At 71.5% G+C, this 12056-nt stretch carries 4 protein-coding genes; all 4 read left to right on the top strand.

Translation table 11 applies throughout. The annotated features are described in order from the left end of the window. A partial coding sequence (locus B1790_RS33335) for a type I polyketide synthase (RefSeq protein ID WP_142271667.1) occupies positions 1-8257 on the top strand: 8257 nt, incomplete at its 5' end. Positions 8258-8263: 6 nt separating this feature from the next. Then, positions 8264-10636, top strand: a complete 2373-nt coding sequence (locus tag B1790_RS33340; protein ID WP_079927551.1) for a PEP-utilizing enzyme — start codon at positions 8264-8266, stop codon at positions 10634-10636. A gap of 27 nt (positions 10637-10663) precedes the next feature. Next, positions 10664-11890, top strand: coding sequence for an acyl-CoA dehydrogenase family protein (locus B1790_RS33345; protein ID WP_079927552.1), 1227 nt, complete (start codon positions 10664-10666; stop codon positions 11888-11890). Next, the coding region (locus tag B1790_RS33350; protein ID WP_142271668.1) for a tyrosine-protein phosphatase at positions 11890-12056 on the top strand (167 nt) is incomplete at its 3' end. The genes B1790_RS33345 and B1790_RS33350, both read left to right, overlap by 1 nt.

The raw sequence follows: 12056 nt of genomic DNA on the forward strand, positions 1-12056 counted from the left end.
CGTCGCGGCCAACTTCCGCGACGTGATGATCACCCTCGGCATGTTCACCCACGACGCGCTGCTCGGCAGCGAGGGTGCCGGCGTGGTGGTCGACGTCGGCGACGGCGTCACCGACTTCGCCGTCGGCGACCGGGTGATGGGGCTGTTCCCCGAGGGCACCGGCACGCTGGTGCAGGCCGACGCCCGGCTCGTCGCGCCCATCCCCACCGGCTGGACCGACGCCGAGGCCGCGGCCACCCTGGTGGTCTTCACCACGGCGTACTACGGCCTGCGGGAACTGGCCGACGTGCAGCCCGGCCAGTCGATCCTGATCCACGCCGCCACCGGTGGCGTCGGCCTGGCCGCCGTCCAGCTGGCCAGGCACTGGGGACTGGACGTCTTCACCACCGCCAGCCAGCCCAAGTGGAACACGTTGCGGGCCTTGGGCTTCGACGACGACCACATCGGCGACTCCCGGTCCCTTGGCTTCGAGCAGAAGTTCGCCGAGGTCACCGGCGGCCGCGGCTTCGACGTCGTGCTCGACTCGCTGGCCGGTGACTTCGTCGACGCCTCGCTGCGACTGCTCCCCCGCGGCGGCTCATTCCTGGAGATGGGCAAGACCGACATTCGCGACGCCGACACCGTCGCCGCCGCCCACCCCGGCGTCCGCTACCGCGCGTTCGACCTCTTCGAACCGGGTCGCCCGCGGATGCACGAGTACATCGTCGAACTGTCCAGGATGTTCGAAGAGGGCATCCTGACGCCACTCCCGGTGACCACGTGGGACATTCGGCGCGCGCCCGCCGCCCTTCGGCACCTGAGCCAGGCCCGCCACGTCGGCAAGATCGTGATGACCATGCCCGACGCATGGACCCGCGGCACCGTGCTGATCACCGGCGGCACCGGCATGGCCGGCTCCGCCGTGGCCCGCCACGTCGTCACCAATCACGGTGTGCGGCAGCTGGTCCTGCTGTCCCGCCGCGGACCGGACGCCCCCGGGGCCGCCGAGTTGGTCACCGAGTTGACCGCCGCGGGTGCGAACGTCCGGGTGCTCGCCGCCGACGCCGCCGACCGCGCCGACCTGCAGACGGTCCTCGACGGCCTCGACCAGCCGCTGTCGGCGATAGTGCACGCCGCCGGTGTCCTCGACGACGCCGTCGTGGGTTCGCTGACCCCCGAGCGCGTCGACCCGGTGCTGCGGGCCAAGGCCGACGCGGCGTGGAACCTGCACGAGCTGAGCCGCCAGACGAATGTCGCCGCCTTCGTGATGTTCTCGTCGATGGCCGGTGTCGTGGGTTCGGCCGGGCAGGCCAACTACTGCGCCGCCAACACCTTCCTCGACGCCCTGTCCGCGCACCGCCGCGTCCACGGGCTGCCCGCCACCTCGCTGGCGTGGGGGCTGTGGGAGCAGGCCAGCGACATGACCGGGCACCTCGCCGACGCCGACCTCAGCAGGTTGGGCCGCGACGGCATCCTCGCGATGTCCACCGGCGACGCCATGACGCTGTTCGACTCGGCCCTGGTGGTGGGTGAGCCGCTGCTCGCCCCGGTCCGGATCGACCGGGCGGCGTTGCGGGCCAGGTCGGCCGAAGGTCTTCTGCCACCGATGTTCACCCAGCTGGCCAACACCTCGGCCCGCCGGCGGGTCGACGACTCGCTGGTCGCCGCCAAGTCGAAGTCCGCTCTGGCGCAACGCCTGCACGGGTTGACCGAACAGGCGCAGCAAGCGTTGATCCTCGACCTGCTGCGGTCGCACATGTCCGCCGTCCTTGGCAACACCGAGCCGGAGGCCATCACCGCCGAGCTGGCGTTCTCCGATCACGGCTTCGACTCGCTGACCGCCGTCGAGCTGCGCAACCGGCTGAAGACGGCGACGGGACTGGCCCTCTCGCCGACCCTGATCTTCGACTACCCGACCCCGCTGGCGTTGGCCGGTTACATCCGCCAGGAGCTCGCGGGCGCACCGCAGGAGGTCGCCACGACCGCGTCCAGCGCGTCGGTCGCGGACGAGCCGATCGCGATCGTCGGCATGGCCTGCCGCTACCCGGGCGGCGTCGACTCGCCAGAGGCGTTGTGGGACATGGTCGCCGCAGGCCGCGACGTCCTCACCGACTTCCCGACCGACCGCGGCTGGGACCTCGCGGGACTGTTCAGCCCCGATCCCGACGCTCCCGGCAAGTCCTACGCCCGCACCGGTGGCTTCATCGACAACGCCGCCGACTTCGATCCCGGCTTCTTCGGGGTTTCCCCGACCGAGGCGCTGGCCATGGACCCGCAGCAGCGGCTGTTCCTCGAGCTGGCGTGGGAGAGCCTTGAGCGCGGCGGCATCGACCCGGCGTCGTTGCGCGGCAGCGCAACCGGCGTCTTCGCAGGCGTGTACGCCCAGGGCTACGGCGTCGGCGCCGAGGGTGCGGAGGGCTTCCGGCTGACCGGTCAGGCCTCCAGCGTCGCGTCGGGCCGAGTGTCCTACGTGCTCGGGCTCGAGGGACCGGCCGTGTCGATCGACACCGCGTGCTCGTCGTCGCTGGTCGCGCTGCACATGGCCGCTGCGGCACTGCGCACCGGTGAGTGCGACCTCGCGCTCGCGGGCGGCGTCACCGTCAACGCGGCTCCCGACATCTTCGTGGAGTTCAGCAGGCAGCGCGGCTTGTCGTCCGACGGCCGCTGCAAGTCGTTCGCCGGTGCGGCGGACGGCACCGGATTCGCCGACGGCGGCGGCATTCTCGTCGTCGAGCGGCTGGCCGACGCCCAGCGCAACGGCCACCAGGTGCTCGCCCTGGTCCGCGGCTCGGCGATCAACCAGGACGGTGCGTCCAACGGGCTCACCGCGCCGAACGGTCCGTCGCAGCAGCGCGTGCTGCGCTCGGCGCTGGCCAACGCCGGGCTGACCGCAGCCGACGTCGACGTCGTCGAGGCGCACGGCACCGGCACCACGCTCGGTGATCCGATCGAGGCGCAGGCGCTGCTGGCCACCTACGGCCAAGACCGCCGCCATCCGTTGTGGATCGGCTCGGTGAAGTCGAACATGGGTCACTCCCAGGCCGCCGCGGGCGTCGCGGGAATCATCAAGATGGTGCAGTCGATGCGGCACGAGCAGTTGCCAGCCACGCTGCACGTCGACGAGCCGACGCCGCACGTCGACTGGACCATGGGTTCGGTCGCGCTGCTGACAGAGGCGCAGCCGTGGCCCGAGAACGGCTCGCCGCGCCGGGCCGGGGTGTCGTCGTTCGGCATCAGCGGTACCAACGCGCACGTCATCATCGAGCAGGCGCCGCCGTCGGCGGCCCCCGTCGTCGATGCGCGTCGCCCGGCCGTCGTGCCGTGGGCGTTGTCCGCGAAGACTCCCGAGGCCCTTGCCGATCAGGCCCGCCGCCTCGCCGGTCACCTCGGTGCCCACCCCGACCTCGACGCCCTTGACGTCGGCTGGACGCTTGGCGGTCGGTCCTCGTTCGCCCACCGGGCGGTCATGCTCGGCGCCGACCGCGACGAGCTGCTGGCGGAGCTGACGGCTCTCGCCGACGACCAGCCGGGCGCGAGCACCGTCCGCGGTCGCGCCACCGGATCGGGCAAGACCGCGTTCGTGTTCCCGGGTCAGGGCGCGCAGGCGCTCGGCATGGGCCGCGAGCTGCACGCCGAATTCCCGGTGTTCGCCGCGGCATTCGACGCCGTGACCACCGAGCTGGACCGCCACCTGCTGCGGCCGATCCGCGACGTCATGTGGGGAAGCAATGCGGCCGTGCTGGATTCGACGGAGTACGCGCAGCCCGCGCTGTTCACCGTCGAGGTGGCGATGTTCCGGCTGCTCGAATCGTGGGGCATCGAGCCCGACTACGTGCTGGGCCACTCGATCGGCGAACTGACCGCGGCGCACGTCGCAGGGGTGCTGTCGCTGGAGAACGCTGCTGCCCTGGTGGCCGCGCGCGGCAGGCTCATGCAGCGGCTGCCCGAGGGCGGCGCAATGGTGGCCATCGCGACGAGCGAAGCCAAGATGCGGCCGCTGCTGCGCGACGGCGTCGGCATCGCGGCGGTCAACGGCCCCGACTCCGTCGTCATCTCCGGTCCCGAGGACGCCGTCCTGGCCATCGCCGAGGAGGCCAAGGCCACGGGTTGCCGAGTGCACCAGCTGGCGGTCTCGCATGCGTTCCACTCCTCGCTGATGGAACCCATGCTGCTGGAGTTCAACACCGTCGCAGGCGGCATGTCGTTGGCGGAGCCGAGGATTCCGATCGTCTCCAACGTGACCGGCGAGCTGGCGGGCCAAGACTTCGCGACCGCGCCGTACTGGGCCAGCCACATCCTCGAGGCGGTCCGCTTCGACGACAGCGCCCGGTTCCTCGCGGCGGCGGGCGTCACCCGCTTCGTCGAGGTGGGTCCGGCCAGCGGCCTGACGGCCACGATCGCGATGTCGCTTGCCGAGTCCGAGCCCGTCACGGTCTCGACGCTGAAGAAGGACGCCCCCGAGCCAAGGACGCTCATCACCGCGCTGGCCGAGCTCTCGGTCTCCGGCGTCGAGGTGGACTGGCAGGCGGCGTGCACCGGCGGTCGACTGCTCGACCTGCCGACCTATGCCTTCCAGCGGCGACGCTTCTGGCTGACCAGTGGCGGATCCGGTTCGACCGACGCCACCGGCCTTGGCCTCGGCCGTACCGACCACGCGCTCCTCGGGGCGGTCGTCGAATCCCCCGAGACCGGCGGCGTGGTGCTGACCGGTCGCCTGTCCACGTCGACCCAACCCTGGCTGGCCGACCACGCGGTCGCCGGCGTCGTGCTGTTCCCCGGTGCCGGGTTCGTCGAGCTGGCCATCCGGGCGGGCGACGAGGTCGGCTGCAATGTCGTCGACGAGCTGATGCTGCACGCGCCCCTGGTGCTGCCCGCCGATGGCGTCGCCGTGCAGGTCGTGGTGAGTCAGGCCGACGAGGCGGGCGGTCGCGTCGTGTCGATCTTCTCCCGTGCGCAACAGGATTCAGCGTCCTGGATCCTCAACGCCGAGGGTGAGCTGGGCGTCGCGTCGTCGGCCCCCGGTTCTGACCTGTCGATCTGGCCGCCCGTCGGTGCCCGCGAGGTCGACGTGGCGGACGCGTACGCCGAGCTCTCGGCTCGGGGTTACGAGTACGGCCCCGCGTTCCGCGGCCTCAAGGCGATGTGGCGCAGGGGCGACGAGGTGTTCGCCGAGGTGGCCATCCCACAGGAGTTGCAGGCAGGCGGCTTTGGCGTGCATCCGGTGCTGCTCGACGGCGCGCTGCACGCGGTGGTGATGAGCCGCGAGGACAACGAGGGCGAGATGGCCCTGCCGTTCTCCTGGCAGAAGGTGTCGCTGCACGCGTCAGGTGCTTCGGCGGTCCGGGCGCGCCTCGCACCCAACGGAACCAGCTCCATGTCGATCGATCTCGCCGACGGGCTCGGCCTTCCGGTGCTGTCGGTCGAGGCGATGGTGGCCCGGCCGGTGACGGCCCAGCAGTTGGCGGCCGCGGTCGGCGGCACCGGTGGCGGTGAGCTGTTCGAGGTGGTGTGGTCCCCGGCGACCCCCGCCGAGCAGGCCGACTCCGACGCCGAGGTCGTGGTGTTCGAATCTGTCCCCGCGACAAGCGAATCCGACGAGCTGGCCGGCGTGTACGGCGCGACACACGTCGCGCTCGAACGGCTGCAGTCGTGGCTCGCCGAGAGCGCTGCACAGGATCATCAGGCCGGCCCGCCGTCCACCCTGGTGGTGACGACGCGCGGAGCCGTCGCCATGCCCGGTGAGGACGTCACCGACCTGGCCGGTGCCGCGGTGTGGGGTCTGGTGCGGGCCGCTCAGACGGAGCACCCGGGCCGCGTCCTCCTGGTCGACACCGACTCCGACAACGTGGACCCGGCACCCCTGGTGGCGCTGGGCGAGCCGCAGGTCGTCATCCGCGACGGTGTCCTGCACACCGCGCGGGTGCTGCCGAGCCGCGCCGCGGAGTCGCTGCTGACTCCCCCGGCCGACAATGCGCCGTGGCGGCTCACCGTCGCCGAATCGGGCACGTTCGACGACCTGAGCCTGCAACCGATCCCCGACGCCGACGAGCCGCTGGAGGCGGGTCGCATCCGGGTCGCCGTGCGCGCCATCGGCGCCAACTTCCGTGACGTCATGATCGCCCTCGGCCTGTACCCGGGCGGCGGCTCCATGGGCATCGAGGCGGCGGGCATCGTCGTCGAGGTCGCGCCCGGCGTGACCGAGGTGTCCGTCGGCGACCGGGTGATGGGCCTGTTCCCCGAGGGCACCGGCACCATGGCCACCACCGACGCCCGCGTCGTGCTGCCCATCCCGGCGGACTGGGGTTACGCGCAGGGCGCCGGGTTCACGGTCGGCTTCGCGACGGCGTTCTTCGCGCTGCGCGGGCTGGCCGACGTACAACCGGGGCAGTCGGTGTTGATCCACGCGGGCACCGGTGGCGTCGGCATGGCCGCCGCCCAGCTGGCCAGGCACTGGGGCCTCGAGGTGTTCGCCACCGCGAGCCGTCCGAAGTGGGACACGTTGCGGGCCATGGGCTTCGACGACGACCACATCGGTGACTCCCGCACCCTGGACTTCGAGCAGAAGTTCCTCGCCGCCACCGGCGGGCGCGGGGTCGACGTGGTGCTCGACTCGCTCTCGGGTGACTTCGTCGACGCGTCGCTGCGGCTGCTGCCGCGCGGCGGGTCCTTCCTGGAGATGGGCAAGACCGACATCCGCGACGCCGACACCGTCGCCGCCGCCCACCCGGGCGTGCGCTACCGCGCGTTCGACCTCTTCGAGGCCGGCGCGGACGGCGTGAGCAAGATCCTGACGGGCGTTGCCGAGCTGAGCGACGCGGGAGTGCTTCGTCCCCTGCCGATCTCGACGTGGGACGTGCGACGGGCGCCGGCGGCGCTGCGGCATCTCAGCCAGGCCCGCCACATCGGCAAGGTCGTTCTGACCATGCCGGACGCCTGGGCGAGCGGCACCGTGCTGATCACCGGCGGCACCGGCATGGCGGGCGCCTCGGTGGCCCGCCACGTCGTCGCCACCCACGGCGTGCGCCACCTGGTGCTGCTGTCGCGCCGCGGACCGGACGCTCCTGGCGCTGCCGAGTTGGTCTCCGAGCTGACCGACGCGGGTGCCCACGTTCAGGTGGTCGCCGCGGACGCCGCCGACCGGGACGCGCTCGCCAAGGCCCTGGCAGGCATCGACCACCAGCACGCGCTGTCGGCGGTGATCCACACCGCGGGGGTCATCGACGACGCAGTGGTGACGTCGCTGACGCCGGAACGGGTGGACGCGGTGCTGCGGGCCAAGGTCGACGCGGCGTGGAACCTGCACGAGCTCACCCGCGACCACGACCTGTCGGCGTTCGTGATGTTCTCGTCGATGGCGGGTCTGGTTGGCGCGTCAGGGCAGGCGAACTACTCGGCGGCCAACGCCTACCTCGACGCCCTGGCCGCGCATCGGCGGGCCAACGGTCTGCCTGCGATGTCGCTCGGTTGGGGGCTGTGGGAGCAGGCCAGCGGCATGACGGGCCACCTTCAGGACGTCGACCTGGCGCGGCTCAACCGCGACGGCATCCTGGCGCTTGCCCTCGACGACGCGCTTGCGCTGTTCGACGAGGCGCTGACCGTCGACGAGCCGTTCCTGGTCCCCGCGCGGATCGACCGGGTGGCGCTGCGGACCAAGTCGTCGGCGGGCACGCTGCCGCCGATGTTCGTCGAGCTGATATCGGGTCCGGCCCGCCGCCAGGTGGGCGACTCGCTGGCCGCGGCGCAGTCGCGTTCGGCTCTGTCGCAACGCCTTTCGGGGCTGCCGACCGACGAGCAGTTCGACCTGCTGCTGGACCTGGTGCGGTCGCACATGGCCACGGTGCTTGGGCTGCCCAATCCGCAGTCGATCGCACCGGACCTGGCGTTCCAGGACCACGGCTTCGACTCGCTCACCGCGGTCGAGCTGCGCAACCGGTTGAAGGCGGCGACGGGACTGACGCTCTCGCCGACGCTGATCTTCGACTATCCGAACCCGGCGGCGATCGCGGAGTACTTCCGCACCCAGCTGGTCGGCGAGGCCGAGCAGGGCGCTGCGACGAGCTCCGTCGACGAGGAACTGCAGCGCGTAGTGGCCACCATCCCGATCAAGCGGCTACGGCAGGCCGGCGTTCTCGACATGCTGCTCAACCTCGCCGCGCAGGGCAGCGGTGCGGACACCGCCGAGGCGGCCACGTCGAACGAGCCCGATCGGACTCAGGACATCGCCGACATGGACCTTCAGGATCTGTTGGCGGCCTTCAGCGACGACGATGCTGGCTAGGCCTCGGTGAGGATCGTCGTCGGGGGTGCCGACGGCGCGATTGGACGCGGTGTGTCGGCGCGACTGGTCAGCCTAGGTCACGACGTCGTCGGCATCGGCGTGCGAAGGCCCGAGAGTTGGTCGGGTGCAGTCGAGTTCGTCGTCGCCGAGCACTGCGATTCCGACGTGGTCGCGGGCGCCGACGCCGTTCTGCGGTGCGGAGGTACCTCCATCGCGCCGCACTACTCCGTGGAGCACTCCGGTGGGAGCGCGATCGTCGTCAGGACCGCACTGGTGCTGGGCAGACACGTCGACGACGCCGTTCTCCGCCGGTTCACGGGGGCCGTCGTGTTCGACGACGGTTCCGCCGACCGACCCCTGCAGGTGGTGCACGCCCACGACGTCGAGCGGGTGTTGGTGCGGGCCCTGCTCGAGTCCGACCTGCCCGCCGGCCGGGTCGACGTCGCCGCCTCAGGACACACCACCGTGCGGGCCATCGCCGCGGCCGTCGGCAGGCGCGTCGTCAAAGTCCCTGGGCCGCTTGGTCGCATCGTCGCCGGCCCAAAATTCCCGGCGCCGACGCTGGACACCGCCGGTCTGCGCGACTGGGGATTCACCCCCACCTTCGACGTGGCGCAGGCGATCGAGGACTTCGCGCTCGCGTGCCGGGGCCGGATCGCCGTGGGTGGCACCGTCCACGACATCCCATGGCGACTCCCCCGCGTGCTGCAGATCCCGGCGGTCGACGCGCCAGCCGCCGACGGGGTCGAGCCGGTGCCCGCGGGTCCCGGCGACGTCACCGGCGAGTTCGACACCCCCATCGATCCCCGCTTTCCCGCGTTCATCGCCACCAACCTCTCCGAGGCGCTGGCCGGACCGTTCTCCCCGTCGTCGGCGTCGGTGACGGTGCTCGGAACGCGCGCGGCGGGACTGGTGATCTCCGAGCGGCTGCGCCCCGGCGGGGCCGTCCAGCGCGAGATGTCGGTGCGGACCACCGGCGTGTTCGGACACCGCCTGTACGCGGGCATCACCACCGGACACTTCATGGCGCACACCGTGCCGTTCATCGACCCCGCGCTGGTGCTCTCCGGCTTCTTCGGCCACACCGAGGACGGCCTCGAGCTGTTCGGCGAACACCTGCCGCCGGTGGAACCCCGCGGCCTCGTCCGCCAACTCCGCGGCGGGCTGACCTTCGCCAACTGCCTGGTCGGCCTGTCCGCCGGATCCCATGGCGACACCAAGGCCTTCGCCGCCGACGTCCAGCGTCTCGAGGCGGCCGCCACCGACCCCGCCACCCTCGACGACGACCGGCTGCGGGAGCTGATCCTGCTGGGCCGCGACCACGTCGTGCACGGTTGGGTGCTTTCCTCGGCGTCGATCCTGCTGTGCGCCGGCTACGGGGTGGTGATGCGGCTGCTCTGCGGGCGCGACGTGATGCCCGCGGCGGGCGACGAGCTGGTCAGCGCACAGGCACTCAGCGCGGTTCACCGGCTCGCTGCCGCGGCGCGGCGTGATCCCGTCGCCGCTCGGCTGTTGTCGGAACCGGAGACCGACGCCGCGGCGCTCGCCGCTCAGGCGCCGGCGTTCTCGGCCGCGCTGGCCACGGAGCTGGCCCTCATCGGACACCGCGGGCCCGGCGAGGTCGAGATGCGGTCGGCGACCTACGCCGACGACCCCGACTTGCTCATCCGCATGGTGACCAAGGCGCTGACGGCGCTGCCCCGCGAGCTGCCCCGCCTTCCTGCGGTGCCGCTGCGCGCGCGAGCCGTTGCGGTGGCCGCCGCCAGCCAGCTCCGCGAGCGGGAGGTACGCCGCGACCGCATGGTGCGCGCGATCTGGGTGCTCAGGAGACTGCTGCGTGAACAGGGCAGGCGGATGGTCGACGCCGGCGAGCTGGCAGCCGTCGACGACGTGTTCTACCTGTTGGTCGACGAGCTGGACGCGCCGCCGCCGGACCTGGCAGGCATCGTCGCCCGCCGACGTGCCGAGCAGGCGACGTTGCAGGGGCTGGTTCCGCCGGAGGCGTTCAGTGGTCGCTGGACCCCGACGGAGGCCCCGACCACGGCGTTCCAGGGCGGCGAGGTGCTGCACGGCATCGGGGTGTCCGGAGGTAGTGCCCGCGGGCGGGTCCGCGTGGTGCACGCCGAGACGATCGACGACCTGCAGCCCGGCGAAGTCCTCGTCGCCAAGGTCACCGACGTGGGCTACACGCCGGCCTTCGCCTACGCCGCGGCCGTCGTCACCGAACTGGGCGGACCGACGTCACACGCCGCGATCGTGGCACGCGAGTTCGGGGTGCCGTGCGTGGTCAACGCGCGCGGCGCGACCGCGCGGCTCGTCACAGGAACCGTCGTCGAGGTGGACGGAGCGACGGGCGAGGTCACCGTGCTCGGAGCCTGAGTCGACACGTGTCATATCGTGACTGTCATGGACTTCGCGAGGTCGGACAAGGCACAGGACTACCACCAACGGCTCACCGACTTCATGGTCGAGCACGTGTTCCCAGCCGAGCATTCCTACGACCAGTACCGGCTCGAGGCCGGACGTGACGACCACACCGTGCCCCCGGTGGTCGAGGAGCTCAAGAAGCTCGCCCGCGACCGCGGCCTGTGGAACCTGTTCCTCCCGTCGGAGTCGGGCCTGACCAACCTGGAGTACTCGCCGTTGGCCGAGCTGTCCGGCTGGAGCATGGAGCTGGCCCCCGAGGCACTCAACTGCGCCGCACCCGACACCGGCAACATGGAGACCCTGCACCTCTTCGCGACCCCGGAGCAGAGCAAGCAGTGGCTCGAGCCGCTTCTCAACGGCGAGATCCGCAGCGCCTTCGCGATGACCGAGCCTGCGGTGGCCTCCAGCGACGCCCGCAACATCGAGACCACGATGCTCCGCGACGGTGGCGACTACGTCATCAACGGCCGCAAGTGGTGGACCTCCGGCGCCAACGACCCGCGCTGCAAGATCCTCATCGTCATGGGGCGCACCAACCCCGACGCGGCAAGCCATCAGCAGCAGTCGATGATCCTGGTGCCGATGGACACCCCGGGGGTCACCATCGTGCGGTCGCTTCCGGTGTTCGGGTGGCAGGACCAGCACGGGCACGCGGAGGTCGTCTTCGACAACGTCCGGGTGCCGGTCGGCAACCTGCTCGGCGAGGAGGGTGGCGGCTTCGCCATCGCCCAGGCCCGCCTCGGTCCCGGCCGCATCCACCACTGCATGCGGGCGATCGGGGTGGCCGAACGCGCGCTGGCCCTGATGGTCGACCGCGTCAACACCCGCATCGCGTTCGGCAAGCCGTTGGCCGAGCAGGGTGTGGTGCAGCAGCAGGTGGCGCTGTCGCGCAACGAGATCGACCAGGCCCGGCTGTTGTGCGAGAAGGCCGCGTGGACGATCGACAAGCACGGCAACAAGGAGGCCCGCAACCAAGTCGCGATGATCAAGGCCGTCGCCCCGCAGATGGCGTGCAACGTGCTGGACCGTGCCATCCAGGTGCACGGCGCCGCGGGCATCAGCGACGACTTCCCGCTGGCGCGACTCTACGGCTGGCACCGCGCGATGCGGCTGTTCGACGGTCCCGACGAGGTGCACATGCGCACCATCGCAAGGGCCGAGCTGGGTCGGGAGAAGAGCGCACTGGCAGCGGCGGTGACCTCGTAGTGGCCTCCTCGGGCAACGAGCTCTCCGGTGCCTGGAACTTTCGCGACGTCTCCGAGGAGACCGGGATTCGGCCCGGTCGCCTGTTCCGTTCCAGCGAGTTGAGCCGCCTCGACGACTCGGGCCGGGATGCGTTGGCGCGCTTCGGTATCGGCGACGTCGCCGATCT

It is taken from the genome of Mycobacterium sp. AT1 (genome assembly GCF_002043095.1).
Classification (GTDB): domain Bacteria; phylum Actinomycetota; class Actinomycetes; order Mycobacteriales; family Mycobacteriaceae; genus Mycobacterium.